Below are 25306 nucleotides of genomic sequence, written 5' to 3' on the forward strand. Positions count from 1 at the left end.
ATGTCCGGCCACTCCAAATGGGCGACGACGAAGCACAAGAAGGCGGCGCTTGATTCCAAGCGCGGCAAGCTGTTCGCCAAGCTCATCAAGAACATCGAGGTCGCGGCACGGACGGGCGGCCCCGATCCGGACGGCAACCCGACGCTGTACGACGCCATCACCAAGGCGCGCAAGAGCTCGGTTCCGATCGACAACATCGAGCGCGCCCGCAAGCGCGGCGGCGGCCTGGAGGCCGGCGGCGCCGACTGGCAGACCATCATGTACGAGGGCTACGCCCCCGGCGGCGTCGCGGTGCTGATCGAGTGCCTCACCGACAACCGCAACCGCGCGGCCTCCGAGGTCCGTGTCGCGCTGACCCGCAACGGTGGCTCGCTGGCCGACCCGGGCTCGGTGTCCTACATGTTCAACCGCAAGGGCGTCGTGCTCGTCCCCAAGGGCGAGCTGGGTGAGGACGACGTGCTGACCGCGGTCCTCGACGCGGGCGCCGAGGAGGTCAACGACCTGGGCGACCAGTTCGAGGTCGTCTCCGAGGCCACCGACCTCGTCCCGGTCCGCAAGGCCCTGCAGGAGGCCGGGATCGACTACGACTCGGCCGAGTCCGGCTTCATGCCGACGATGAACGTCCCGCTCGACGAGGACGGCGCCCGCAAGGTCTTCAGGCTGATCGACGCCCTTGAGGACAGTGACGACGTACAGAACGTCTGGGCCAACTTCGACGTCTCCGACGAGGTCATGGAGAAGCTCGACGCGTGATCTCGCGCTTCGGCGTCCCCGCCGCGGAACTCCGGGCGGTGACCGCCTTCGCCGTGTCCCACGTGCTCGACCGCCGCTGACACTTCCCGCGGGCCCCGCGAGGGCCGTGCGCGACGTGCTCTCAGGCGGTAGAGTCTGGCACCGAACAGGTGTTCGGCGAGCGGAGGCGTGCCGGTGCGGTTGCCCGAACTGCGGGTCATGGGGGTCGATCCCGGGCTTACCCGATGCGGGCTCGGCGCCGTCGAGGGGAGGCCGGGCGCGCCGCTGAGCCTGGTCAAGGTCGGAGTGGTCCGCACCCCCGCCGACGACGAGATCGGCGCCCGGCTGGTGGCGATCGAGACCGGCATAGAGCAGTGGCTCGACGAGCTCGAACCCGACGCGGTGGCCGTGGAGCGGGTCTTCGCCCAGCACAACCTCAGGACCGTGATGGGCACCGCGCAGGCCTCCGCCGTGGCGATCCTGTGCGCCTCCCGCAGGGGGCTGCCGGTCGCCCTGCACACGCCGTCCGAGGTCAAGGCGGCGATCACCGGCAGCGGCACGGCCGACAAGCAGCAGGTCGGCACGATGGTGACCCGGCTGCTGCGGCTGGACGCCATGCCCAAGCCCGCCGACGCCGCCGACGCGCTCGCCCTCGCGATCTGCCACGTGTGGCGGGGCGGGGCCCAGAGCAGGCTGGCCGAGGCCGCCGCGAAGGCCGCGAGCGGCCCCGGCACGAGCGCGGCGGCCTACTTCCGCGGCCGGGGCAGGGCCGGATACCCGAGAGGAACCACGAAGTGATCGCCTCGGTACGAGGACAGGTGACCGCGATCGCCCCCGACGGGGCGGTCGTCGAGGTGGGCGGGGTGGGAGTGCTCGTGCACTGCACGCCGGGCACGCTGGCGACGCTCAGAACGGGCGAGGAGGCCCGGCTGGCCACCTCGCTGGTGGTCCGCGAGGAGTCGCTGACGCTGTTCGGCTTCGCCACCGACGACGAGCGCGGGATCTTCGAGATGCTGCAGACGGCCAGCGGGGTCGGCCCCAAGGTCGCACTGGCGATGCTGGCCGTGCACACCCCCAACGCGCTCAGGATGGCCGTGGCCACCGCCGACGTCAAGGCGCTGACCAGGGTCCCCGGGGTGGGCCCGAAGGGCGCCCAGCGGATCATCGTCGACCTCAAGGGCAAGCTCGGCACGCCTGAGGAGGCGGTCAACGCCGCGCTCAACGGCCGCGCCGCCGCGCCCGCCTGGCGCGATCAGGTCCACTCCGGCCTGGTCGGCCTGGGTTACTCGGTACGGGACGCGGACGAGGCGGTCGCCGCCGTCGCGCCCCGGGCCGACGCCGAACTGGCCGAGGGCCGCCCCCCGCAGGTGGCGGCGCTGCTCAAGGCGGCACTCAGCGCGCTGAGCACGCGATGAGAGGCCCGACGGGGAAGACGCGGCGGGAAGAGCGCGGGCGCCTCCGCCGTACGGTGAGCAGAGGTGGGGCGGCGTGAGTTTCGAACGGGATCTGGTGTCGCCGGACGCCGAGGGCGACGAGAGGAACATCGAGGCGGCGCTGCGGCCCAAGCGGCTGGAGGAGTTCATCGGGCAGGCACGGGTGCGCGAGCAGCTGTCCCTGGTGCTGCAGAGCGCGCTGCGGCGCAACCGGCCGCCGGACCACGTGCTGATGAGCGGCGGTCCCGGGCTGGGCAAGACGACCCTCTCCATGATCATCGCGACCGAGCTCTCCGTGCCGCTCCGGATCACCTCGGGGCCCGCGCTCGAGCGGGCCGGTGACCTCGCGGCGATCCTGTCGACCCTCTCGGAGGGCGAGGTGCTGTTCATCGACGAGATCCACCGCATGGCCAGGCCCGCCGAGGAGATGCTCTACCTCGCGATGGAGGACTTCCGCGTCGACATCGTGGTGGGCAAGGGGCCGGGGGCGACCGCGATCCCGCTGGAGATCGCCCCGTTCACCCTGGTCGGGGCCACCACCAGGGCCGGCATGCTCCCCGCGCCGCTGCGTGACCGCTTCGGCTTCGTCGCGCACATGGACTTCTACGGGGTCGCCGAGCTGGAGCAGGTGCTGCACCGCTCCTCGCGCCTGCTGGGCGTGACGCTGCCGGGCGACGCCGCCACCGAGATCGCCGGCCGCTCGCGGGGCACGCCCCGCATCGCCAACCGCCTGCTGCGCAGGGTCCGCGACTTCGCCGAGGTGCGCGCGGAAGGCGTCGTCACCAGGGACGTCGCCTCCGCCGCGCTCAACCTCTACGAGGTCGACGCCGAGGGGCTCGACAGGCTCGACCGGGCAGTGCTCGGAGCGCTGCTGCGCAAGTTCGGCGGTGGCCCGGTGGGGCTGTCGACGCTGGCGGTCGCGGTGGGGGAGGAGCCGGAGACGGTCGAGGTGGTCGCCGAGCCGTTCCTGGTGCGGCAGGGTCTGCTGGCCCGCACCCCCCGTGGCCGGGTCGCGACCGCCGCGGCCTGGACCCATCTGGGGCTGGTGCCCCCGCCGGACGCCTTCGGCGCCTCGCTCCTCATCGATCTTGGGGATGATGCTGAGCAAATCTAGCGTTGTGCATCGGTAGGGGAGACGTACAAGCTTGATCACAGATGGATGACAACTGTATCGAAATGGGAACTTCCCTGCGTGCCGGATCGTGACTTCGTTGCCGCGCTTCTAACAACTCGCCTAAACTCCGAGCCTTGGCTGGCTGTGTAGGCTGACGTGCTGAGCGGCGTGGTCGTATATGACGTCCGGTTTCACGCCGGTCATTCTCAAGAGAGGGAGCGGCCCTGTGGGCGGCAACTATTCAAGCCTGATCATGATCGCTCTCATGGTCGTGGTCTTCTACTTCCTGCTGATCCGACCGCAGCGCAAGCGGCAGCAGGAGCAGGCCAAGATGCAGAACAGCCTCGCGCCGGGCACCGGTGTCATGACCACGACGGGTCTTTTCGGGACCGTGGTGGCCATCGACGCCGACGACGTGATCCTGGAGATCGCCCCTGGTGTGGAGACTCGCTGGGTGAAGGCGGCGATCGGCCGTGTCCTGGTTCCCGTCGACGATGTGGAGGAGGATGTCAAGGCCGTCGACCACGACGTCGCGGAGACCGCCGAGCAGCAGAGCGAAGAGCGCGACTCGGCGAGCAAGAAACTGTGAGTAGGTTCACCACCAATCCCCTATAACCGAAAGTCGACCAGTGGCCCGACCGACCAGCGGCCAGAGCAGACCGGGGCGCATGCTCCTGGTGCTTCTGGCGATCATTCTCGCCATGGGAGGGGTGATGCTCCTCAACAAGGCGTACACCCCGGAATATGGCCTCGACCTCGCCGGCGGCACGACAGTGACGCTGCAGCCCATCACCCCGAACGGAAGCGCTCCCTCCCAGGAGAGTCTCGATCTGGCGGTGAACATCATCCGCGAGCGGGTGAACGGCAGCGGCATCTCCGACGCCGAGGTCGCCAAGTCCGGTGACAACATCGTCATCTCCGTCCCCGGAGTTGGCCAGGAGGAAGTCGTCAAGCTGGTCGGCACCACTGCGGAACTGCGGTTCCGCCAGGTGCTGGCGATCGGGGCCGGATCGCCTCCGCCCCCCGGGGAGCTGGCCACCCAGCCGCCGACGCCGTCCCCCTCGCCCACCACCTCCGGGGGCAAGGGAACCAGGGCGCCCAAGCCCACCGAGTCCGCGGTGCCGAAGCCGGCCGCGACAGCCGCCCCCGACACGAGCACCTCGCCCGCCGGGCGCGCCCTGTCGTCGGGACTGCTCAAACCAAGCCCAGGAGCAAGCTCCGAGTCCTCTACGGAGCCTGCTCAACCCGGCGACCAGTCTTCCAAGCCGGGTGACGGCACCGCCGCGCCGACGGCCCCGCCGATGGCGGCCGAGGACCCCATGGCGGGCGTCGACCCCACCGGGATCGACCCGGCGGCCCTCAAGGAGTTCCAGACGCTCGACTGCGCCAAGCAGACGAACCGAGGGGCGCAGGACGCGCCGGACAAGCAGTACGTGGGCTGCAGCACCGACGGCAGCACCAAGTTCATCCTCGACAAGGCGGCCGTGACCGGCACCTCGATCGACAGCGCGTCCTCAGGCGTCGACCAGACCACCGGCGAGTGGCTCGTCCAGCTCTCCTTCAAGGGCCAGGGCCCCGACCAGTGGTCGAAGGTCACCACCACCGCCTTCAACTCGCAGGCCCCCCGCAACCAGATCGCCATGGTCCTCGACGGCATGGTCATCTCCGCGCCGGTCATCCAGGAACCGATCACCGGCGGCCGTGCGCAGATCTCCGGCAACTTCACCCAGGTGAGCGCCGACGAGCTGGCCAACCAGCTCAAGTACGGCGCGCTCCCGCTGAAGTTCGAGAAGAGCTCCATCGACGAGGTCTCCTCCACCCTGGGCGCCGACCAGTTGCGCGGCGGCCTCATCGCGGGCGCGATCGGCCTGCTGCTGGTCGTGATCTACTCGATGCTCTACTACCGGGGCCTGGGCGTCGTCTCGGTGCTGAGCCTCCTGGTGGCGTCGGTTGTGACCTACCAGTCGGTGGTGCTGCTCGGCGCGTTCGCCGGCTTCCGCCTCTCGCTGCCGCACATCATCGGCCTGATCGTCTCGATCGGTATCACCGCCGACTCGTTCATCGTCTACTTCGAGCGCATCCGTGACGAGATGAAGGAAGGCCGCCGCTCGCTGCGTACGGCGATCGAGGTCGCCTGGGTCCGGGCCCGGCGGACGATCCTCATCGCGGACGCCGTCATGTTCATCGCCGCCTTGGTGCTGTACTTCCTGGCGGTCGGCGGTGTGGCCGGGTTCGCCTTCGCGATGGGCCTGACCACGCTCATCGACATCGCGGTGGTGTTCATGTTCACCAAGCCGTTCGTCGCGATGCTGGCGAGGCTGAAGTTCTTCGCCAGGGGTCACAAGCTCTCCGGCCTCGACGCCGAACGCATGAGCGAGACCGTCACCGCTCCCAAGTCCGCTCCGCAGGAGGCCTGATGTCCGGCATCGCGCGCCGGCTGTACCGGGGCGAGGTCAACGTCGACTTCGTCGGCCGCAGGAAGCTCTGGTACAGCCTCTCCGTAATCCTGCTGGCGATCTCCATCGCCGGTCTGGTCTTCAACGGCCTCAACCTGGGCGTGGAGTTCAAGGGCGGGTCCGTCTTCTCCTTCAAGGCCCCGGCGTCCGTCAACATCGAGCAGGTGCGCGGCACGTTCACCGAGGCCGGTGTGCACCAGGTCATCGCGCAGACGACCCAGAACGGCTGGCGGGTCACCACGGAGAGCCTCCCGGCCGAGCAGGTCACCGCGGTCCAGAAGGCGGTGGCGGGCGAGTTCAAGCTGCCGCAGAACGAGGTCAACCTGCAGGTGATCGGTGCCTCCTGGGGCGGCCAGGTGGCCAACAAGGCCATCATCGGACTGATCGTCTTCATGCTGGCGATCATCCTGTACCTGACGATGGCCTTCGAGTGGAAGATGGCGCTGTCGGCCGTCGTGGCACTGCTGCACGACCTGGTGATCACCGCCGGTGTCTATGCCTGGTCCGGCTTCGAGGTCACCCCGGCGACCCTGCTGGGCTTCCTGACGATCCTCGGATACTCGCTGTACGACGCCGTCGTCGTCTTCGACATGATCAAGGAGGTCACCGCCAAGCTCGGCACGACCTCCAAGATGACCTACACCGAGGCCGCCAACAACGCGCTGAACCACACGCTGATCCGGTCGCTGAACACCACCCTGGTGGCGATCCTGCCGGTCGCGGCGATCCTCTTCATCGGCACCACGCTGTTCGGCGCCGGTACCCTGAAGGACCTGTCGCTGGCCCTGTTCGTCGGCATGATCGTCGGAACCTACTCCTCGCTGTGCGTCGCGACGCCACTGCTGGTCACGCTGAAGGAGCGCGAGCCGCGCTACCAGGCGATCGCCCGCAGGCTCGCCGCCCACGGGGGTGGCTCCGGGGGCAGGACGACGCGCCAGCCGGTCACCGCCGGAGCGTCCAACGGGGCCGCCAACGGTGCCGCCAACGGGGCCACCACCGTGGCCAACGGGGCCGCGGCCGGTGGCGACAAACGCAAGAAGAAGTAAGCTCCGAAGCAGTTCGCGCCTCCGCCCCCTGCCCAGGGGGCGGAGGCGTTTTCCTTCCCCCTTTCCAAGGAGTGCCGACCATGACCGAGCTGAGCAGGCTGATCCTCGATCGCATCCGCGACGTGCCCGACTACCCGCAGCCCGGGGTGATGTTCAAGGACATCACCCCGCTGCTCGCCGACCCGGTGGCGTTCGGCGCGGTGACCAAGGCGCTCGCCGGACTGTACGAGGTGGACAAGATCGTTGGAATCGAGGCGCGGGGGTTCATCCTGGCCGCCCCGGTCGCCTGCCAGGCGGGCGCGGGCTTCGTCCCGGTACGGAAGAAAGGCAAACTGCCCTCTGAGACGCTTGAGGCGTCCTACGATCTGGAGTACGGCTCCGCCATCATCGAGGTTCACCGGGACGCCTTCACCCCCGGAGAGCGCGTCCTCATCGTCGACGACGTGCTCGCCACGGGAGGGACGGCGCGCGCGGCGGTGGAGCTGGTCCGCGAGGCGGGTGCCGAGGTCGTCGGCCTCGCCGTGCTCATGGAGCTGGCCTTCCTCAAGGGTCGCGAGCGCCTGACGGACGTCGAGTTGCACTCCCTCGTCGTCGTTTGATCGACCCGCGGACAAAAGCACACAACCCCGTCTGGATACACTGAGGGATCTGGACTCGAACGTGAGGAGTCTGAGTGCCCCGTGATGTGGTCGTCCCCGACACGACCGCCAACGGTGGCGGTCCCGAGATGGCCGTCCCAGCAGGCGACGCCGGTTCCGCCATGTCCGGAGCCGTCGAGGAGAAGCCGGCGGTAAGGCGAAGGCTCGCACGTTTTGGGGGGCAATGGGGTGGCGGCATGAATCCGGTTCTGGAGCCGCTGTTCCGCACGGTCCGCGCTACCCATCCGAAGGCGGACCTGCGGCTCATCGAGCGCGCCTACGACGTGGCGGCCTATCACCACCGCGACCAGAAGCGCAAAAGCGGTGACCCGTACATCACCCACCCGCTGGCGGTGGCGACGATCCTGGCCGAGCTCGGCACCGACGACGAGACGCTGTGCGCCGCGCTGCTGCACGACACCGTCGAGGACACCGCCTACGGCCTGGACGAGCTGCGCTCGGACTTCGGCGACAACATCGCACTGCTGGTCGACGGCGTCACCAAGCTCGACAAGGTCAAGTTCGGCGCCGCGGCCGAGGCCGAGACCGTACGCAAGATGGTCGTGGCGATGTCCCGGGACATCCGGGTGCTGGTGATCAAGCTCGCCGACCGGCTGCACAACATGCGCACCATGCGCTACCTGCCCGAGCACAAGCGGCACCAGAAGTCCCGCGAGACGCTGGAGATCTTCGCGCCGCTCGCCCACCGGCTGGGCATGAACACCATCAAGTGGGAGCTGGAGGACCTCGCGTTCGCCATGCTCTACCCCAAGCGCTACGACGAGATCGCCCGGATGGTCTCGGAACGGGCCCCGCGCAGGGACCTGTTCCTGCAGGAGGTCATCGAGAAGGTCTCCGGCGACCTGCGCGACGCCAAGATCCGCGCGGCCGTCAAGGGCCGCCCCAAGCACTACTACTCCGTCTACCAGAAGATGATCGCCAGGGACGTCGCCTTCGACGACATCTACGACCTGGTCGGCATCCGGGTGCTGGTCGACACGGTCCGCGACTGCTACGCGGCACTCGGAACGATTCACGCGCGATGGAACCCGGTGCCCGGCCGGTTCAAGGACTACATCGCGATGCCCAAGTTCAACATGTACCAGTCGCTGCACACCACGGTCATCGGCCCGGAGGGCAAGCCGGTGGAGCTGCAGATCCGCACCCACGGGATGCACCACAGGGCCGAGTACGGCGTGGCGGCGCACTGGAAGTACAAGGAGGACATGACCACCTCCGGTCCTCCGGGGGCGAAGCTGAAGCCCGCCAGCGACATGGCGTGGCTGCGCCAGCTCCTCGACTGGCAGAAGGAGACCGCCGACCCGGGGGAGTTCCTGGAGTCGCTCAGGTTCGACCTGTCGGTCTCGGAGGTCTACGTCTTCACGCCCCGGGGTCAGGTCATCGCCCTGCCCGAGAACGCGACGCCCGTCGACTTCGCCTACGCCGTGCACACCGAGGTGGGGCACCGTTGCATCGGAGCCAGGGTCAACGGCCGCCTGGTGCCCCTGGAGTCGCGGCTGGGCAACGGCGACACAGTGGAGATCTTCACCTCCAAGTCGCCCGACGCGGGCCCCTCGCGTGACTGGCTGAAGTTCGTCAAGTCGGGACGGGCCCGTAACAAGATCCGGCAGTGGTTCTCCAAGGAGCGCCGCGAGACCGCGATCGAGGCGGGCAAGGAGGCGATCGGCCGCGCCATGCGCAAGCAGGGCCTGCCGCTGCAGCGCCTGATGTCCGGAGAGTCCCTCCTGGCCCTCGCCAGGGATCTGCGCTACCCGGACGTCTCCGCGCTCTACGCGGCCGTGGGAGAGGGCCACATCGCCGCGCAGGCGGTCGTGCAGAAGCTCGTGACGTCCATCGGAGGAGTGGACGGCGCGGAAGAGGACATCGCCGAGGCCTCCGTGCCGACCAAGCTGCGCGGCCGTCCCCGGGGCAGTGGCGGTGCCGGAGTGGTCGTCGCAGGCGACTCCGACGTCTGGGTCCGCCTGTCGCGATGCTGCACTCCCGTGCCCGGCGATGAGATCGTCGGTTTCGTCACCCGCGGGCATGGCGTGTCGGTGCACCGCACCAACTGTCCCAACATGGATCAGCTCAAGTCCGAGCCCGACCGCCTGGTCGAGGTCGCCTGGTCCGCCGCGGACGACTCGGTGTTCCTGGTCGCGCTGCAGGTCGAGGCGCTCGACCGGCCGCGCCTGCTCTCCGACGTGACCCGCACGCTCTCCGACCAGCACGTCAACATCCTGTCGGCGTCGGTGACGACGTCCAGGGACAGGGTGGCGATCAGCAAGTTCACCTTCGAGATGGGCGACCCCAAGCATCTGGGTCACGTCCTGAAGGCCGTCCGCAACATCCAGGGTGTCTACGACGTCTACCGGGTCAGCGGCGCCGGTTCCTGAGCGTCGGGCGCCCTCGGATTCTCCGAGCAGGGGAGGCGCCGACGCCCCGTCGCGAACGTCAGGGCCGCGGAGGACGCTCCCCGGTCGGGAGCCCTCCGCGGCCCTGTCGGTCCTTCAGATCGCGTCAGCCGCTCGCGAAAGGGGTCAGGAGAACTCGGCGAGCGTGCGCTCGGCCTCCTCCAGCCAGGAACGGCGGGCGGCCAGGGCCTCCTCGGTGTCCTTGACGTCCTTGTCCCTGCCCGCGTCCCTGGCCTTGGCCAGGCGGCCCTCCAACTGCGCGATCGACTTGCGCAGCTGGTCGACCGTGTTCTGGGCGCGGGCGCGTGCCTCGGGGTTGGAGCGCTTCCACTCCGCCTCCTCGGCCTTGCGGACCGCGTCGTCGATCTTGCGCAGGCCACCCTCCAGCCGGTCGCGCTGCTCGCGCGGGACCGGGCCCGCGGCCTCCCAGCGCTCCAGGATGCCGCGCAGGGCGCTCCTGGCCGCACGGGCGTCGGTGACCGGGAGGATCTTCTCGGCCTCGGTCAGGAGTTGCTCCTTGACCTCGGCGTTGGCCGCCAGCGAGGCGTCGCGCTCGGCGAAGACGGCCGAACGCGCCTGGAAGAACTGGTCCTGGGCGCCCTTGAAACGGCCCCAGAGCTCGTCCTCGACCTCCCGGGAGGCCCGGCCTGCGGACTTCCACTCCTGCATCAGCTCGCGGTAGGCCGACGCGGTGGAACCCCAGTCGGTGGACGAGGCCAGCGCCTCGGCCTCGGCCACGATGCGCTCCTTGGTGGAGCGCACGCCCTCGCGCTGCTCGTCCAGCCCCGCGAAATAGGCCTTGCGCCGCTTGGCGAAGGCCGTGCGGGCCGCCGACAGGCGCTTCCACAGCGCCGCCTCGGTCACCCGGTCGATGCGCTCGGCGGCCTTCCACTCCTCGATCAGCTGGCGCAGCCGCTCGCCACCGGTCTTCCAGTGGGTGGTGTCGTCGGCGATGCGCTCGGCCTCGGCGACGATCCGCTCCTTGACGCCCTTGGCCTCGGCCCTGGCCACGTCGCGAGCGGCCTTGACCTCCTCCCGGCGCTGGGCGACCAGCTCCGTGAGGGTGTTGAGGCGGTTCAGCAGCGCGTCGAGGTCACCGACCGCGTGCGCGTCGGTGATCGCCTCACGGAGCTTGACGATGGTCGCCTCCGCCTGGGCGGGCGGCAGATCGGTGCCGCGGACCCGCTGTTCGAGCAGGGTGACCTGCCCGGCCAGCTCGTCGAACTTGCGATGGAAGTAGGCGAGTGCCTCTTCCGGTTCGCCGGCCTGCCAGGACCCGACGGCCCGTTCTCCCTCAGCCGTACGTACGTAGACGGTGCCGTCGTCGTCTACCCGGCCCCACGGGTCGGTGCTCACCGTGTCCTCCCGCACTTTCATCAGCCTTTCGGGACTTACCGCCCCTTGTATGTATTACGTCAGCTCTTGCTGGACATTGTCACGTCTTTGATTTCGAGGGTTTCCTTCGGTGCCCCGGTGCCGTCAGGTCCCGGAGTGATGACGCCCGCCTTGTTCACCTTGTCGAGGATCTCCAGGCCCTTGGTGACCGTACCGAAGGGTGTGTAGTCCGGCGTCAGTGGGGCGTCGCCGTACACGAGGAAGAACTGGCTGCCGTTGGTGTCGGGACCGCTGTTGGCCATGGCCACGACGCCGCGCGTGTACTTGGCGCCCTCCAGGTTCTCGTTGACGAAGCGGTAGCCCGGGCCGCCCTGACCGTCGGTGGGGTTCTTGCCGTCGGCCTTGGCCAGCGGGTCGCCGCACTGCAGCATCGGGAACTGGTCGGAGCCCAGCCGGTGACACTTGGAGCCGTCAAAGTACTTCTTCTGCGCCAGGAAGGCGAAGGAGTTGACGGTGCACGGCGTCTTGTCGGCCGACACCTCGATGACGATGTCGCCCTGATTGGTCTTCAGGGTCATCGTCGTGGGAGTCTTGTCGACCTTCGCCGGAGGCAGGCCCACGTCCTTGGTCGTGCCGCCTTCCGAGGCGACGTAGCCGCAGGTGCCGCCGGCCGCGTCGAAGGCCGTCGGCTGCGCGCCGGCGTCCGCGGAGGCCGTCTCAGAGGGGTTCCCCGAGGGTGCCGGATCGGCGGTCGCCGTCGTGTCGGAACCCCCGAACACGTTGGTCGCGACGATCACGCCCGCCACGGCCAGCACACCGACCACACTGGTGCCGATGAGTGCGATGCGCTTGGCCCTGGCGACCTTGGCCTCACGTTCGATGCGCCGCTTCGTCTGCCGCTCGTAGTGCTCGCGCGCCAACTGCTTCTGGCGCTCCCTGCCGCTCACCGCTTCGCCCTCCCGAGTGCCGAGTCGTACTTAATGAGGTGGGCGAATCGTATCGGCCAATGGGTAATGGTTCGCAGCCCGCCGACCCGCACCGGTACCCTTCGGTTACATTCCCATCCGCATTCTTGACGAGATCAGCTGAGGCAGATGCTCATCGCCGGCTTTCCCGCAGGGTCCTTCCAGACCAACTGTTACGTCGTCGCTCCCGCCGCGGGCGAGGAGTGCGTGGTCGTCGATCCCGGCCAGAACGCCGTCGGCGACCTCGATGACCTGCTGCGCGAGCACAGGCTCAAACCGGTCGCGGTGCTGGTCACCCACGGGCACCTCGACCACATGTGGTCGGTCGTCCCGGTCTGCGGCGCGCGTGACGTTCCCGCGTGGATCCATCCCGAAGACCGCGCGCTGCTGTCCGATCCCGGCAAGGGGATGTCGCTGTCCGCGAAACAGCAACTGTTCGGGGGACTGACCTTCACCGAGCCGGACGACGTGCGCGAGCTCGCGGACGGCGAGGTGCTGCGGCTGGCGGGCCTGGAGCTCACCGTCGACCACACCCCCGGCCATACCAGGGGGTCGGTGACCTTCAGGTTGCCCAGCACCGAGGAGATCCCCGACGTGCTGTTCTCGGGCGACCTGCTCTTCGCCGGCTCCATCGGCCGCACAGATCTTCCAGGCGGCGACTACCCGACCATCCTGCGCAGCCTGGCGGCCAAGTGCCTGCCGCTGCCGGCGGACACGGTGGTGCTGCCCGGCCACGGACCACAGACCACGATCGGCCAAGAGCGTGCCACCAATCCGTATCTCGCGGAGGCGGAGCAGGCCGCGGGCGCAGGCCCCGCGGGTCTCGGGCACGACCGCGGCCCCGGCAGGGGACTTTAAACAATGACTTTGCAGGCGCCCAAGGGCACCTTCGACTGGCTCCCACCGCGCTCGGAGCGGGCGCTCGCCGTACGCGAGGCGCTGACCGCCCCCGCCCGCCGGGCGGGTTACGGCTACATCGAGACGCCGGTCTTCGAGGACACCGCGCTGTTCGTGCGCGGCGTCGGTGAGTCGACGGACATCGTCTCCAAGGAGATGTACACCTTCGAGGACAAGGGCGGGCGCTCCATCACGCTGCGCCCGGAGGGCACCGCCTCGGTGGTGCGCGCGGTCCTCCAGCACGGCCTGCACAACGGGCAGCTTCCGGTGAAGCTCTGGTACTCGGGCAGCCAGTTCCGCTACGAGCGGGCGCAGAAGGGCCGCTACCGCCACTTCTGGCAGGTCGGCGCCGAGGCGCTGGGCTCCGAGGACCCGGCGCTCGACGCCGAGCTGATCCTGCTGGCCGTCGACGGCTACGCCGCGCTGGGGCTCACCGGGGTCCGGCTGCTGATCAACACGCTGGGTGACAGGGAGTGCCGCCCCGTCTACCGGGCCGCGCTCCAGGACTTCCTGCGCGGCCTCGACCTCGACGAGCCCACCCGGCAGCGGATCGAGATCAACCCGCTGCGCGTGCTCGACGACAAGCGCCCCGAGGTGCAGGAGCGGCTGGCCGGCGCGCCGCTGGTCGTCGACCACCTGTGCGGGGCGTGCAAGGCCTATCACGAGGAGGTCCGCTCGCTGCTGACCGCCTCCGGCGTGGCCTACACCGACGACCCCCGGCTGGTCCGCGGCCTCGACTACTACACGCGGACCACGTTCGAGTTCGTCCACGACGGGCTCGGCTCCCAGTCCGCGGTCGGCGGCGGGGGCCGCTACGACGGGCTGAGCGAGATGCTCGGCGGTCCCGCCCTGCCCAGCGTCGGCTGGGCGCTCGGCGTCGACCGTACGGTCCTGGCCATGGAGGCCGAGGGCCTGTTCGCGGGCGACGGCGAACAGGCGCGCGTACAGGTGTACGGTGTGCCGCTGGGTGAGGAGGCGCGCCGCCGGATGTTCCTTCTTGTCACCGAGTTGCGCCGGGCGGGCCTGGCCGCCGACATGTCGTTCGGCGGCAAGGGTGTCAAGGGCGCCATGAAGGGCGCCGACCGCTCGGGGGCGAGCCACGCGGTGATCCTCGGCGAGCGTGATATCGCCGCGGGGACCGCGCAGGTCAAGGACCTGGTCAGCGGAGAGCAGACCGCCGTACCACTCGCTGAGATCGTCACGACGTTGAAGGAGAGACTGGACAAATGATCCGCACGCACGAAGCGGGATCACTGCGCGAGGAGCACGCCGGGCAGCAGGTGACGCTCGCCGGATGGGTGGGGCGACGCCGCGACCACGGCGGCGTGGTCTTCATCGACCTGCGTGACGCCTCCGGCTCCGCCCAGGTGGTCTTCCGCGAGGAGGACGACGCCCACGGCCTGCGCGCCGAATACTGCGTCAAGGTCGTCGGGCAGGTGCGGGTCCGCCCCGAGGGCAACGAGAACCCCGACCTGCCGACCGGTGCGATCGAGGTCGTCGCCTCCGAGGTCGAGGTGCTCAGCGAGTCCGCCCCGCTGCCGTTCCCCATTGAAGGCGCGGCCGGCATTTCAGAGGAGGCCAGGCTCAAGTACCGCTACCTCGACATCCGCCGCCATCAGGTCGCGCACGCCATGCGCACCCGTTCCAAGGCCACCTACCTCGCCCACGAGGTGATGAACGAGCACGGGTTCGTCTACGTCGAGACCCCGACGCTGACCCGTTCGACCCCCGAGGGCGCCCGCGACTTCCTCGTCCCGGTCCGGCTCCAGCCGGGCAACTGGTACGCCCTGCCCCAGTCGCCCCAGCTGTTCAAGCAGCTTCTCCAGGTCGCCGGGCTTGAGCGCTACTACCAGCTCGCCAAGTGCTACCGCGACGAGGACCTGCGCGCCGACCGGCAGCCGGAGTTCACCCAGATCGACGTCGAGATGTCCTTCGTGGACCAGGACGACGTCATCGCCCTGGGCGAGGTGCTGATCGGGCGCATCTGGAAGGAGACGGTCGGCTACGACCTGCCGGTGCCGCTGCCCCGGATGACCTACCGCGACGCCATGGCCCGCTACGGCTCCGACAAGCCCGACCTGCGCTTCGGCCAGGAGCTCGTCGAGATGACGGAGTTCTTCGCCGACACCACCTTCCGCGTGTTCCAGGCGCCGTACGTGGGCGCGGTGGTCATGCCGGGCGGTGGCTCGCAGACCCGCAAGGAGCTGGACGGCTGGCAGGAGTGGGCCAGGTCGCGCGGCGCCAAGGGCCTGGCCTACGTGCTCGTCGGGGAGGACGGCACGCTCGGCGGGCCCGTCGCCAAGAACCTGTCGGAGACCGAGGCGGCCGGCCTGGCCGCCAAGGTGGGTGCCGAGCCCGGTGACGCGATCTTCTTCGCGGCCGGTGCGGCCTCCGCCTCCCGTGACCTGCTCGGCGCGGCCCGGCTGGAGATCGGCCGTCGCTGCGACCTGATCGACGAGTCGGTGTGGAACTTCCTGTGGATCGTCGACGCCCCCATGTTCGAGGAGGACGGCGAGGGCGGCTGGACCGCGGTGCACCACCCCTTCACCGGTCCCAAGCCCGAGTGGGCGGACAACTTCCAGGACCACCCCGGCGAGGCCCTGGCCTACGCCTACGACATGGTCTGCAACGGTATGGAGATCGGTGGCGGCTCGATCCGGATCCACCGTGCCGAGATGCAGCAGCGCGTCTTCGACGTGCTCGGCATCTCCAAGGAGGAGGCGGAGAACAAGTTCGGCTTCCTGCTGGAGGCGTTCAAGTACGGCCCGCCGCCGCACGGCGGCATCGCCTACGGCTGGGACCGGATCTGCATGCTCCTGGCGAGAGGTGACTCCATCCGCGACGTCATCGCCTTCCCGAAGACGGCCTCGGGCTTCGACCCGCTGACCGGCGCGCCCACCCCGATCACGGCGGAGCAGCGCAAGGAGGCCGGCGTCGACAGCAGGCCCAAGGCCGACGCCTGATCCGAGGTCCGCACCAGGAGTGACCGAGGGCCCCCGGACGACGTTCCGGGGGCCCTCGGTGTGTCTGGGGCAGGTGGCCCCGGTGGTGCTCTCCGCGGGCCTGTCGGGCATCCTGCGCGGCCGGGCGGAGGGTGCCGGGCTTCCCCGGACGGCACCGGCCCCACGTCCCTTACCCGGCCGCTCCGGCGTCCCGGCTCCCGGGCGGGCGGCCTCGCCCCGAGTCGTACGGGGGTGATACCGCGAGACGCCCCGGCGGTCGGATGACCACCGGGGCGCCTCGCGGGCGGCGGGCCGCCGCGGATCCGGCTAGGAGAGCCGTACGGTCTTGATGATCACCGGGATCTTGGGAGCGTTGGAGCCGCCGTCGCCGGTGATGTCGTCGGGGTTGGTGATCCAGCCGCCCTTGTAGATCTTTTCGAGGATCTCCAGGCCCTGGGAGACGACGCCGAAGGGGGTGTAGGCCTTCTCCACCTGGTCGGTCTCGTCGGCCAGCGAGATCCAGAACTGGCTGCCGTTCTGGTTGACGGCGTCGATCGCCTGGGCCACCGCGATCGTGCCCCTGGTGTACGGGATCCCGCCGAGGTTCTCGCTGTCGTAGACGTAGCCCGAGCTGCCCTGACCGTCGGTGGGGTTCTTGCCGTCGGCCTTGGCCTGCGGGTCACCGCACTGCAGCAGGCCCAGGCCGGAGTTCTCCGGGGTGGCCAGGCGGTGGCACTTGGTGTTGTCGAAGAAGTGCTTCCTGGCCAGGAAGGCGAAGGAGTTGACCGTGCAGGGGGCCTGCGCGGTCGCCAGGTCGATCACGATGTCACCGTGGTTGGTGGTGATCGTCATGGTCTTCAACTTCAGGTTGGGCTTGGCCGGCGGCCTGCCCACGTTCTTCATCGGGCTGCCGCTGGTGTCCTTGCGGTAGGAACAGGTCACGGGGGCCGGGGGGGCCGTGATGCTCGGCTCGGGCGTCGCGACGGCGTCCTCGGACGGTGTGCTGCTCGCATCGGGCGTCGCGGCGGCCTGGACCTCCTTGCCGTCACCACCGAGGAGCCTCACCCCGGCGAACAGGCCTCCCGCGACGACGACCACCGCGATGACCGCTCCGATGACGGCGTTCCGCTTCGACGTGCTCTTCTGCCCAGCACGTTTCGCCTGCCGCTCCTTGTGCTCCCGAGCCAACTGGCTCTGGCGGTCCTCGGCGCTCACCGCTATGTCCTCCAGGATTACTGTTACATGACTACGGACTGGCGGAAAGCGTACCGGCCCTAAGGTGTGCTGCACGTAAGTGGCGGAATTCGCCGGATGGGGACAGAGGGGAAAGACCGGGATCTCTTCACACTCTCCATAACCCGTTCATGGTGGGATCCGTACTTGCTGATGACGAGCCACGCACCACCGGAGCGCTCCATGTTCGACGAGATCCTCGGCCTGCCCCTCCACCCCCTGGTCGTCCACGCCGCCGTGGTCCTGACCCCGCTCCTGGCGGTGCTCGCCGCCGTGTACGCGCTGCTGCCCCGCACCCGGCCCGTGCTCACCTGGGCGGTGGTCGGGCTCGCCCCGATAGTGCCGGTGAGCGTCTTCGTGGCACGGGAGAGCGGGGAGTCGCTGGAGGAGGGCCGTTTCGCCTCCGCTGGCGGGCAGGTCGGTGAACGCATAGCCGAGCACGCGAGCTTCAGCATCCCCCTGCTGCTCGTCACCCTCGCCCTCGGGGTGATGTCGCTGGCTCTCGTCCACGTCTCGCGCGGTGACCGGTTCGGCCGTCGGGCGGGGCTGGCCGTCTCGGCGCTGACCGTGGTCCTGGCTGCCGTCGCGCTCTACTACGTGGTGCGGGCCGGGCACAGCGGGGCCGTCACCGTCTGGGCGAACTGAGGCGTAGCCGGGCAGCGGTACTGTCTCAGGAGTGGACAGCCTGTTCGATTCGGCGGCGGAGGAGGCCCATCGCGGCCAGGAGCCCCTGGCGGTGCGGATGCGCCCCAGGAGCCTGGACGAGGTGATCGGCCAGCGGCACCTGCTGGGCTCCGGTACGCCGCTGCGCCGCCTCGTCGAGGCCGAGGCGCCGATGTCGCTCTTCCTCTGGGGCCCGCCGGGCACCGGCAAGACCACCCTCGCCTACGTGGTGGCGGGCGTCACCAAACGCCGCTTCGTGGAGGTCTCCGCGGTGTCGGCGGGTGTCAAGGAGGTCCGCGCGGCCATCGAGCAGGCCCGGCGAGAGCTGGGCATGTCCGGTCGCCAGACCGTCCTGTTCGTCGACGAGGTGCACCGTTTCAACAAGGCGCAGCAGGACGCCCTGCTGCCCGCCGTGGAGAACCGCTGGGTCACCTTCATCGGCGCCACCACGGAGAACCCCTTCTTCTCCGTCATCTCGCCCCTGCTGTCGCGCTCGCTGCTGCTGACCCTGGAGTCGCTGTCGGAAGACGACATCCGGGTGGTGCTGGAGCGCGCCGTCGCCGACCCGCGTGGCCTGGAGGGAAGGGTGCGCCTGGCGCCCGAGGCCGCCGAGCATCTGGTGCGGCTGGCCGGCGGCGACGCCCGCAGGTCGCTCACCTACCTGGAGGCCGCCGCGCTGATCTCCGCCGACGGCGAGGTCACCGTCGAGGTGGTGGAGCGGGCGGTGGACAAGGCGGCTGTGCGCTACGACCGTCAAGGCGACCAGCACTACGACGTGATCAGCGGTTTCATCAAGAGCATGCGGGGCTCCGACGCCGACGCCGCGCTGCACTACCTCGCCCGGATGGTCGAGGCGGGCGAGGACCCCCGGTTCATCGCCCGCAGGATCGTCATCTTCGCCTCCGAGGACGTCGGCATGGCCGATCCCACCTGCCTGCAGGTCGCGGTGGCCGCGGCCCAGGCGGTGGAGTTCATCGGCCTGCCGGAGGGGCGGCTCAACCTGGCCCAGGCGGTCATCCACTGCGCGCTGGCCCCCAAGTCCAACGCGGTGATCAATGCCATCGGCGCGGCCTCCGAGGACGTGCGGCGCGGCAACATCGGCCATGTCCCCGACCATCTGCGTGACGCCCACTACCCGGGAGCCAAGAAGCTCGGCCACGGCAAGGGCTACAAGTACCCCCACGACTTCGAGCACGGCCTGGTCTGTCAGGAGTACGCGCCCGAGGAGCTCAGGGACCGGCGCTACTACCGGCCCACCCGGCACGGCGCCGAGGCGGGCTTCGCCGACCGCTGGTCCAGGATCCGCACCTTCCTGCGCGGAGAGTGACCTGCCGTACCGCTCGCCCGGCTCCCCGCCACGTACGATCTCGCAGGTCGTCCCGCTCCCCCTGCCCGGCTCCGGCTCGAGGGCTCACCCGGCCGGGCGGCCCCGCTCCGCGAGCGGGGCGCGCCGGCGCGGGAAGCGCATGGTCAGCAGCCTGGCGCGTGGGGCGACCCGTCCGGCCAGGTTGAACAGGCCTCGGTGCGCGAGCGGTCGGCGTCGAGATGGGTCAGCTTCTCGGCCCCGAGGGGGCCGAGCTTGCAGCTCCTTGCCGTCGATGGATTCGACGGTTCAGGCCGCGTCGTCGGCAGCGTGACGCACTGCCCGGCGACCGATGTTGATCGCCGCGAAGTAGTCCGCCGGGCCAGCGAGCCCGCACGAAACACACCGGAACCCATCCCGGGTAGGACGGTTCCGTTTGTCGAGGTGACCGCAGCCTGGGCAGGTGCGGGAGGTGTTGCGCGGGTCCACCAGCCGTACGACCACCCCGGCCAGGGCGGCCTTGTACGTCACGAACGTGCGCAGTTGATGAAAACCCCAGGAGTTCAGGTCGGCACGCTGAGCCTTACGAACCGTGACCCGGTCCCGAATGCCTTGAATGTCTTCCGGGGCGATCCCGGCGCGGGTGTCTTTGGCCTTGCCGACCAGTTGTTTGGAGATGACGTGGTTGACGTCGCGGGCGAACCGCGGCTCCTTACGGCGGCGCCTCTTCAGCAGCCGCTTGGCGGATTTCGTGCCCTTGGCCTGGAGGCGGGCCCGTAGGCGGGCGTTACGCCGCCGCACCGCCCGTACCCCCTTGCCGCTGTAGGACTCACCCGTGGAGTCGGTGGCGAGGTTGACGATGCCCAGATCAACCCCCAGCCACTCCCTCGGCTCCTCCCCCATATCCACCTCGGCTGGGCGCTGGCCGGCTGGGCCCTCATGCTCCCCGGGGCCGACCGGTTCGCGCAGCTGTGCGTGGACGCCTTCGGGTACGGCCCGCGGACCGTGCGCTCCCCGTACGGCACGGAGGGCGGGCCGGGCGTGGGCGCGGAGGCACCGTGAACTCCGTGCGGTCCGAAGAGCACCCGGGTCCTTCGGCGGCGGGCCTTCCCCGAAAGGCCCGACCGGCCCCGAAGGCGTGGTCCGGTCGCGCGCGGTAAGTGAGGATGAGTGATATCGGGCACGATAGGGTTTTGCCAATCCACCCGACCATGGCCGGGGTCACCTATGAGGGGACGGGTCCGCACATGCTTACCGCAGGAGAGGTCGCGGGGCTGATCGTCGCGATGGCCTGGGCGATCCTGGTCTGTTTCATGGCCGTCGTCATGGTCAGGCTGGCCCGCCTGCTCACCGAGACCACCAAGATGGTCTCCCAGCTGGGCGACCGCGTCGTGCCGCTGCTGGAGGACGTGTCGGCCGCCGTCGGCGAGACCAACCGTCAGCTGGTCGCCATCGAGGCGATCACCAGGGACGTCAAGCAGGTCAGCGGGCACGTGGCCAAGGTCAGCGACGTCACCCAGAACCTGGTCACCGGGCCGCTGATCAAGGTCGCGGCCCTCACCCACGGTGTCCGCCGGGCCGTGGGTGCCCGCAGGCGCGCCAGGCCCGCCGCGCAGGCGCTGGAAAGGCGGCGGAGATGATCCGCAGGCTGTTCTACATGGGCCTGGGCGCGTTCGGCGCGCTGTGGGTCATGCGTAAGCTTCAGGCACTGCACCCGAACCACCTGGCCCGCCGGGCCGTTCGGAACGCGGGCGGGGTCCTGGAGCAGGCGCGGGATCTCGCGGAGGACGCCCTGCGGGGGGCGGCCGAGCGGGAAACCGAGTTGCGATCCAGGTTCGGGCTCGACACTGTGGAAAACCCCTATCACTCCAACGTAAAGGATGGCCGCTGACATGGAGTCGGCAGAGATCGCCCGCCGCTTCCTGCGCTTCTTCGAGGAGCGTGGGCACACCGTTGTGCCCTCGGCCAGCCTCATCGCCGAGGACCCGACGCTGCTTCTGGTCAACGCGGGCATGGTGCCCTTCAAGCCCTACTTCCTGGGCCAGCAGAAGCCGCCCTACAAGCGGGCCACCAGCGCGCAGAAGGTCGTCAGGACCCTCGACATCGACGAGGTCGGCAAGACGACCAGGCACGCCAGCTTCTTCCAGATGCTCGGAAACTTCTCCTTCGGCGACTACTTCAAGGAGCAGGCGATCCCGTTCGCCTGGGAGCTGCTGACCAAGCCCGAGTCCGAGGGCGGGTTCGGCTTCCCCGAGGACCGCCTCTGGGTCACCGTCTACCTCGACGACGACGAGGCCGCCGACATCTGGCACAGGAAGGCCGGAGTGCCGCTGGAGCGCATCCAGCGCCGTGACCTGGCGGACAACTACTGGCACATGGGCGTGCCGGGTCCCGGCGGGCCGTGCAGCGAGATCTACTACGACCGCGGTGCCGAGTACGGGCGCGAGGGCGGCCCGATCGTCGACGAGAACCGCTACCTCGAGGTGTGGAACAACGTCTTCATGCAGTTCCAGCTCGGTGCGGTCCGCAGCAAGGTGGACTTCGACATCGTCGGCGAACTGCCGGCCAAGAGCGTCGACACGGGCATGGGCCTGGAGCGCATGGCGGCGATCCTGCAGGGCGTCGACAACATCTACGAGATCGACACCACGTACAAGATCCTTGACCGGGCCGCGGAGCTCACCAAGACGCGTTACGGCCGCGACGAGCGCGCCGACGTCTCGCTGCGGGTCGTCGCCGACCACGTCAGGACCGGCGTGATGCTCGTGGCCGACGGGGTGCTGCCCTCCAACGAGGGCCGGGGATACGTGCTCCGCCGCATCCTGCGCCGTGCCATCCGTAACCTGCGCCTGCTCGGCGCGGGCGAGGAGCGCTACATGCACGAGCTCACCGCGGTGACCGTCGATGTCATGGGCCAGCAGTACGCGGAGCTCAGGGCCGACGCCCCGCAGATCCACGGCGTCATCGACGCGGAGGAGGGGTCCTTCCTCGGTACCCTCCGCACCGGCACCGCGATCTTCGACGTGGCGGCCGAGGAGACCAAGCGCAAGGGGCGGGGCACGCTCGCGGCCGACCAGGCCTTCCAGCTCCACGACACCTACGGGTTCCCGATCGACCTGACCCTGGAGATGGCCTCCGAGCAGGGGCTGCAGGTCGACGAGGAGGGCTTCCGCCGGCTGATGAAGGAGCAGCGCGACCGGGCCAAGGCCGACGCCGCCTCCAAGAAGACCGGCAACGCCGACATCTCGGTCTTCGGCCAGATCCTGGAGAAGGCCGGCAAGGTCGAGTTCCTCGGCTACGACCACGTGACGGCCGAGGCCGAGGTCGCCGGCCTCCTCGTCGACGGCGCCTCCGTCGCCGCGGCGGGCGCGGGTACGGCGGTCGAGGTCGTGCTGAGCCGCACCCCGTTCTACGCCGAGGGCGGCGGCCAGCTCTCCGACCAGGGCCTCATCCGCACCGGCGGGGCCGAGGTGGAGATCGTGGACGTGCAGTCCCCGGTCGCCGGCCTCGTCGTGCACCGGGGCAAGGTCCGTACCGGGGAGATCCGGGTGGGCGAGACGGCCCAGGCCGAGATCGACGTCGAGCGGCGCCGGGCCATCTCCCGCAGCCACACCGCCACCCACCTGGTGCACCGGGGCTTCCGCAACGCGCTGGGCGAGACCGCGGCGCAGGCCGGTTCCGAGAACTCGCCGGGCCGCTTCCGCTTCGACTTCACCGCCGCGGGCGCCGTGTCGCCCAGCGTGTTGCGCGACGTCGAGGATGAGGTCAACGCGGTCCTGATCAACGACCTGCGGGTCAACGCCTTCCACACCTCCCAGGCCGAGGCCCGCGCGATGGGCGCGCTGGCCCTGTTCGGTGAGAAATACGGCGACACCGTCCGCATCGTCGAGGTCGGTGAGTACTCCCGTGAGCTCTGCGGTGGCACCCACGTCGCCAGCTCCGGGCAGCTGGGCCTGGTCAAGGTGCTGGGTGAGGCCTCGATCGGTGCGGGTGTGCGCCGGGTGGAGGCCCTGGTCGGCCTCGACGCGTTCCGCTTCCTGGCCAAGGAGAGCGTGCTCGTCGCCCAGTTGTCGGAGCAGCTCAAGGCGCGCAGGGAAGAGCTCCCCGAACGCGTCGAGGGCATCGTCGCCCGGTTGCGCTCCGCGGAGAAGGAACTGGCCACGTTGCGCTCGGCCCAGGCGCTCGCCGGTGCGGGGGAGATGGCGGGAAACGCCCGTGATCTGCATGGAGTCTCCGTTGTGACGCACCGTGCGCCTGATGGAACATCTCCTGATGATCTGCGTAAACTCGCACTCGACGTGCGCGGCCGGTTCCCGAGCGACCGCGCTGCGGTCGTCGTCGTCGCCGGTGTCCCCAATGACCGGCCGGTCGTCGTGGCCGCGGTCAACGAGGTGGGACGCGACCGCGGCCTGAAGGCCGGCCGTCTGGTCGGCGTCGCCGCGAAGGCACTCGGAGGTGGCGGTGGCGGTAAGGATGACGTCGCTCAGGGAGGCGGTGTGCGCCCCGAGGCGATCGACGAGGCGCTCGCGGCCGTCGAGCAGGCGATCACGCAGACGCTCACCTGATGGGGAACGACACTCTCGAGCCGTGGCCGGTACGAGGGTGGAGACAGAGATGATGAGAAACGGCATTCGGCTGGGCGTCGATGCCGGCTCGGTCCGTATCGGCGTGGCCAGAAGCGATCCCTCGGGGTTGCTGGCCACGCCGGTGGAGACCGTCCGGCGTGGCAAGGGCGACCTCGACCGGCTCGCGGAGATCGCGGCCGAGTACGAGGTCGTCGAGGTGGTGGTCGGCCTGCCGACCTCGCTCTCCGGGCGCGAGGGGCAGGCGGCGGCCGTCGCCCGTGACTTCGCGAACCGGATCGCACTTCGGCTGGCGCCCGTCCCGGTGCGGATGTTCGACGAGCGGTTGACCACCGTCACCGCCCAGCAGGGACTGCGGGCCAGCGGGGTGAAGGCGAAGAACCAGCGCGGTGTGGTGGACCAGGCTGCCGCCGTCGTGCTGCTCCAGGCGGCGCTGGACGCCGAACGCGCCACCGGCAGGCCTCCCGGCAGCCCTGTCGCGCCACCGGGCGGCGGGACCGTTCGGTGAGCCGGCCGCGGCCGATATGGCTGTTGGTGGCCGGGGCGACGGTGCTCGCCACCGCCGCCGGGACGGCGGCCGGACTCGTCGTGGTCCGCCCCTATCTCATGCCCGCCGACTTCGAGGGGCCGGGGTCCGGCACGGTCGTCGTCGAGATCTCCGAAGGGGCGAGTGCCGGTGCGATCGGGCTGGCGCTGGCCGACGCCGGAGTGGTGGCAAGTGCCAGGGCGTTCGTCAGGGCGGCGGAGGAGCAGGCCAGGACGGGCAGCCTGCACCCCGGCCACTTCAGGCTCCGCAGGGGCATGGACGCCCGCTCGGCACTCGGCATGCTGGTGACGCCCGAGTCGCGGATGCTGCTCAGGGTCACCGTCCCCGAGGGGCTCCGCCTGCCCGAACTGCTCGACCGGCTCGCCGAGGGCACCGGCATGCGCCGGGCCGACCTGGCCAGAGCCGCGGACGACGTGCGGGCGCTGGGCCTGCCACGGTACGCCAGGAACGCCGAGGGCTTCCTGTTCCCCGCCACCTACGAGATCGAGCCCGGCACGACCGCTCAGGACGTGCTGGTCGCGATGGTGGAACGTTACAAACAGGTCGCCGAGCAACTCGACCTCAAGGAGCGGGCCGCCAGGAAGCGGTTGACCCCCCTGGAGGCCGTCACGATGGCGAGCATCGTCCAGGCGGAGGGTGGGCGGGACCCGGACTATCCGAAGATCGCTAGAGTGATCTACAACCGGATCAGGGCAGGAACGCCACTTCAACTGGACACCACGGTGCTGTACGCGCAGAGGCGCAGGACCCTGGAGGTGTCCGAGAAGGACACCGAGGTGAGGTCTCCGTACAACACCTATCGCAGACCTGGCCTGCCCCCCGGACCCATCGCGAACCCCGGGGAGAAGGCGTTGATCGCGGCACTTCGGCCAGATCAAGGTGATTGGTTCTGGTTCGTAACCACAGATCCGGAGCATAGAATCACGAAATTCACTGACAAAGAGAGTGAGTTTGTGAGATACCGGGAAGAGCTGAACAGATACCTCGGGAAGCGTTGATGCCCGGCGG

Annotated in this window: 24 protein-coding genes; 20 read left to right on the forward strand and 4 right to left on the reverse strand. The window is 69.6% G+C overall.

What is annotated here, in order from left to right:
* The 9 genes from ABZU75_RS14055 to ABZU75_RS14095 all read left to right on the forward strand — a co-directional run bounded on the left by ABZU75_RS14055 (position 1) and on the right by ABZU75_RS14095 (position 9812).
* Complete coding sequence (locus ABZU75_RS14055) at positions 1–753, forward strand: YebC/PmpR family DNA-binding transcriptional regulator (RefSeq protein WP_326638806.1); 753 nt, start codon at positions 1–3, stop codon at positions 751–753.
* 189 nt (positions 754–942) lie between these two features.
* Positions 943–1530 carry a crossover junction endodeoxyribonuclease RuvC gene (gene ruvC / locus ABZU75_RS14060; RefSeq protein ID WP_350927351.1) on the forward strand — a complete coding sequence of 196 codons (588 nt, stop codon included), beginning with the start codon at positions 943–945 and terminating at the stop codon, positions 1528–1530.
* Positions 1527–2147, forward strand: a complete 621-nt coding sequence (gene ruvA, locus ABZU75_RS14065) for a Holliday junction branch migration protein RuvA (RefSeq protein ID WP_355553618.1) — start codon at positions 1527–1529, stop codon at positions 2145–2147. Before ruvC ends, ruvA begins: the two co-directional genes overlap by 4 nt.
* A gap of 73 nt (positions 2148–2220) precedes the next feature.
* Positions 2221–3279 (forward strand): Holliday junction branch migration DNA helicase RuvB, encoded by a 1059-nt coding sequence (ruvB, locus tag ABZU75_RS14070; protein ID WP_355553621.1) that lies wholly within the window; start codon positions 2221–2223, stop codon positions 3277–3279.
* A gap of 226 nt (positions 3280–3505) precedes the next feature.
* Positions 3506–3868 (forward strand): preprotein translocase subunit YajC, encoded by a 363-nt coding sequence (gene yajC / locus ABZU75_RS14075; RefSeq protein ID WP_355553624.1) that lies wholly within the window; start codon positions 3506–3508, stop codon positions 3866–3868.
* 79 nt (positions 3869–3947) lie between these two features.
* Positions 3948–5696 carry a protein translocase subunit SecD gene (gene secD, locus ABZU75_RS14080; protein ID WP_355553627.1) on the forward strand — a complete coding sequence of 583 codons (1749 nt, stop codon included), beginning with the start codon at positions 3948–3950 and terminating at the stop codon, positions 5694–5696.
* Positions 5696–6781 carry a protein translocase subunit SecF gene (secF, locus tag ABZU75_RS14085; protein WP_355553630.1) on the forward strand — a complete coding sequence of 362 codons (1086 nt, stop codon included), beginning with the start codon at positions 5696–5698 and terminating at the stop codon, positions 6779–6781. The genes secD and secF overlap by 1 nt, the downstream gene beginning before the upstream one ends.
* A gap of 80 nt (positions 6782–6861) precedes the next feature.
* Positions 6862–7380 carry an adenine phosphoribosyltransferase gene (locus ABZU75_RS14090; RefSeq protein ID WP_355553633.1) on the forward strand — a complete coding sequence of 173 codons (519 nt, stop codon included), beginning with the start codon at positions 6862–6864 and terminating at the stop codon, positions 7378–7380.
* Between the two features lie 236 nt (positions 7381–7616).
* Complete coding sequence (locus tag ABZU75_RS14095; RefSeq protein WP_350927282.1) at positions 7617–9812, forward strand: bifunctional (p)ppGpp synthetase/guanosine-3',5'-bis(diphosphate) 3'-pyrophosphohydrolase; 2196 nt, start codon at positions 7617–7619, stop codon at positions 9810–9812.
* 144 nt (positions 9813–9956) lie between these two features.
* Here the strand turns inward: ABZU75_RS14095 and ABZU75_RS14100 are convergent, their stop codons facing one another.
* Positions 9957–11207: a DUF349 domain-containing protein gene (locus ABZU75_RS14100; protein ID WP_355553637.1), complete on the reverse strand. Its 1251-nt coding sequence runs from the start codon at positions 11205–11207 to the stop codon at positions 9957–9959.
* 38 nt (positions 11208–11245) lie between these two features.
* Positions 11246–12112 (reverse strand): peptidylprolyl isomerase, encoded by an 867-nt coding sequence (locus ABZU75_RS14105; protein WP_355553640.1) that lies wholly within the window; start codon positions 12110–12112, stop codon positions 11246–11248.
* A 147-nt stretch (positions 12113–12259) separates the two neighbouring features.
* Between ABZU75_RS14105 and ABZU75_RS14110 the strand changes: the two genes are divergently transcribed.
* From ABZU75_RS14110 to aspS, 3 genes are read left to right on the forward strand one after another with little or no spacing between them, the layout of a single operon-like run.
* Positions 12260–12988: an MBL fold metallo-hydrolase gene (locus tag ABZU75_RS14110; RefSeq protein WP_355553643.1), complete on the forward strand. Its 729-nt coding sequence runs from the start codon at positions 12260–12262 to the stop codon at positions 12986–12988.
* Between the two features lie 3 nt (positions 12989–12991).
* Complete coding sequence (gene hisS, locus ABZU75_RS14115) at positions 12992–14257, forward strand: histidine--tRNA ligase (RefSeq protein ID WP_355553646.1); 1266 nt, start codon at positions 12992–12994, stop codon at positions 14255–14257.
* Positions 14254–15990 carry an aspartate--tRNA ligase gene (aspS, locus tag ABZU75_RS14120; protein WP_355553649.1) on the forward strand — a complete coding sequence of 579 codons (1737 nt, stop codon included), beginning with the start codon at positions 14254–14256 and terminating at the stop codon, positions 15988–15990. The genes hisS and aspS overlap by 4 nt, the downstream gene beginning before the upstream one ends.
* A 306-nt stretch (positions 15991–16296) precedes the next feature.
* On the opposite strand, the gene ABZU75_RS14125 is transcribed toward aspS, so the two are convergent.
* Complete coding sequence (locus ABZU75_RS14125) at positions 16297–17184, reverse strand: peptidylprolyl isomerase (RefSeq protein ID WP_355553652.1); 888 nt, start codon at positions 17182–17184, stop codon at positions 16297–16299.
* Between the two features lie 201 nt (positions 17185–17385).
* Between ABZU75_RS14125 and ABZU75_RS14130 the strand changes: the two genes are divergently transcribed.
* Both ABZU75_RS14130 and ABZU75_RS14135 read left to right on the forward strand, forming a co-directional pair.
* Positions 17386–17847, forward strand: a complete 462-nt coding sequence (locus ABZU75_RS14130) for a hypothetical protein (RefSeq protein ID WP_350927296.1) — start codon at positions 17386–17388, stop codon at positions 17845–17847.
* A gap of 31 nt (positions 17848–17878) precedes the next feature.
* Entirely contained in the window at positions 17879–19192 is a 1314-nt protein-coding gene (locus ABZU75_RS14135; protein ID WP_355553656.1) for a replication-associated recombination protein A, read from the forward strand.
* Between the two features lie 285 nt (positions 19193–19477).
* Here the strand turns inward: ABZU75_RS14135 and ABZU75_RS14140 are convergent, their stop codons facing one another.
* Positions 19478–20071: a transposase gene (locus ABZU75_RS14140; RefSeq protein ID WP_355553659.1), complete on the reverse strand. Its 594-nt coding sequence runs from the start codon at positions 20069–20071 to the stop codon at positions 19478–19480.
* A 36-nt stretch (positions 20072–20107) separates the two neighbouring features.
* Here ABZU75_RS14140 and ABZU75_RS14145 point away from each other — a divergent pair, with 36 nt between their 5' ends.
* The 6 genes from ABZU75_RS14145 (at position 20108) to mltG (ending at position 25296) form a co-directional block, all read left to right on the forward strand.
* A complete protein-coding gene (locus tag ABZU75_RS14145) occupies positions 20108–20230 on the forward strand; it encodes a hypothetical protein (RefSeq protein ID WP_355553661.1) in 123 nt (40 codons plus the stop codon).
* 185 nt (positions 20231–20415) lie between these two features.
* The gene (locus ABZU75_RS14150) at positions 20416–20808 is read left to right on the forward strand and encodes a DUF948 domain-containing protein (RefSeq protein ID WP_030920026.1); all 393 of its coding nucleotides are present in this window, start codon (positions 20416–20418) and stop codon (positions 20806–20808) included.
* The gene (locus ABZU75_RS14155) at positions 20805–21059 is read left to right on the forward strand and encodes a hypothetical protein (protein WP_350927308.1); all 255 of its coding nucleotides are present in this window, start codon (positions 20805–20807) and stop codon (positions 21057–21059) included. Before ABZU75_RS14150 ends, ABZU75_RS14155 begins: the two co-directional genes overlap by 4 nt.
* A 1-nt stretch (position 21060) precedes the next feature.
* Positions 21061–23733: an alanine--tRNA ligase gene (alaS, locus tag ABZU75_RS14160; protein WP_355553666.1), complete on the forward strand. Its 2673-nt coding sequence runs from the start codon at positions 21061–21063 to the stop codon at positions 23731–23733.
* Between the two features lie 52 nt (positions 23734–23785).
* Positions 23786–24259: a Holliday junction resolvase RuvX gene (gene ruvX / locus ABZU75_RS14165; protein WP_355553719.1), complete on the forward strand. Its 474-nt coding sequence runs from the start codon at positions 23786–23788 to the stop codon at positions 24257–24259.
* A complete protein-coding gene (gene mltG, locus ABZU75_RS14170) occupies positions 24256–25296 on the forward strand; it encodes an endolytic transglycosylase MltG (protein WP_355553669.1) in 1041 nt (346 codons plus the stop codon). Before ruvX ends, mltG begins: the two co-directional genes overlap by 4 nt.
* Positions 25297–25306 lie beyond the last annotated feature (10 nt).

This window comes from Streptosporangium sp. NPDC005286, from assembly GCF_040607515.1.
Taxonomy (GTDB): domain Bacteria; phylum Actinomycetota; class Actinomycetes; order Streptosporangiales; family Streptosporangiaceae; genus Streptosporangium.

Bases quoted from the DNA above. Each gene is read 5' to 3' on its own strand.
- ABZU75_RS14055 (WP_326638806.1), top strand. From the start codon at position 1: ATGTCCGGCCACTCCAAATGGGCGACGACGAAGCACAAGAAGGCGGCG.
- secD (WP_355553627.1), top strand. From the start codon at position 3,948: ATGCTCCTGGTGCTTCTGGCGATCATTCTCGCCATGGGAGGGGTGATG.
- secF (WP_355553630.1), top strand. From the start codon at position 5,696: ATGTCCGGCATCGCGCGCCGGCTGTACCGGGGCGAGGTCAACGTCGAC.
- ABZU75_RS14090 (WP_355553633.1), top strand. From the start codon at position 6,862: ATGACCGAGCTGAGCAGGCTGATCCTCGATCGCATCCGCGACGTGCCC.
- ABZU75_RS14095 (WP_350927282.1), top strand. From the start codon at position 7,617: ATGAATCCGGTTCTGGAGCCGCTGTTCCGCACGGTCCGCGCTACCCAT.
- ABZU75_RS14100 (WP_355553637.1), bottom strand. From the start codon at position 11,207: ATGAAAGTGCGGGAGGACACGGTGAGCACCGACCCGTGGGGCCGGGTA.
- ABZU75_RS14110 (WP_355553643.1), top strand. From the start codon at position 12,260: ATGCTCATCGCCGGCTTTCCCGCAGGGTCCTTCCAGACCAACTGTTAC.
- hisS (WP_355553646.1), top strand. From the start codon at position 12,992: ATGACTTTGCAGGCGCCCAAGGGCACCTTCGACTGGCTCCCACCGCGC.
- aspS (WP_355553649.1), top strand. From the start codon at position 14,254: ATGATCCGCACGCACGAAGCGGGATCACTGCGCGAGGAGCACGCCGGG.
- ABZU75_RS14130 (WP_350927296.1), top strand. From the start codon at position 17,386: ATGTTCGACGAGATCCTCGGCCTGCCCCTCCACCCCCTGGTCGTCCAC.
- ABZU75_RS14140 (WP_355553659.1), bottom strand. From the start codon at position 20,071: ATGGGGGAGGAGCCGAGGGAGTGGCTGGGGGTTGATCTGGGCATCGTC.
- ABZU75_RS14145 (WP_355553661.1), top strand. From the start codon at position 20,108: ATGCTCCCCGGGGCCGACCGGTTCGCGCAGCTGTGCGTGGACGCCTTC.
- ABZU75_RS14150 (WP_030920026.1), top strand. From the start codon at position 20,416: ATGCTTACCGCAGGAGAGGTCGCGGGGCTGATCGTCGCGATGGCCTGG.
- ABZU75_RS14155 (WP_350927308.1), top strand. From the start codon at position 20,805: ATGATCCGCAGGCTGTTCTACATGGGCCTGGGCGCGTTCGGCGCGCTG.
- alaS (WP_355553666.1), top strand. From the start codon at position 21,061: ATGGAGTCGGCAGAGATCGCCCGCCGCTTCCTGCGCTTCTTCGAGGAG.
- ruvX (WP_355553719.1), top strand. From the start codon at position 23,786: ATGAGAAACGGCATTCGGCTGGGCGTCGATGCCGGCTCGGTCCGTATC.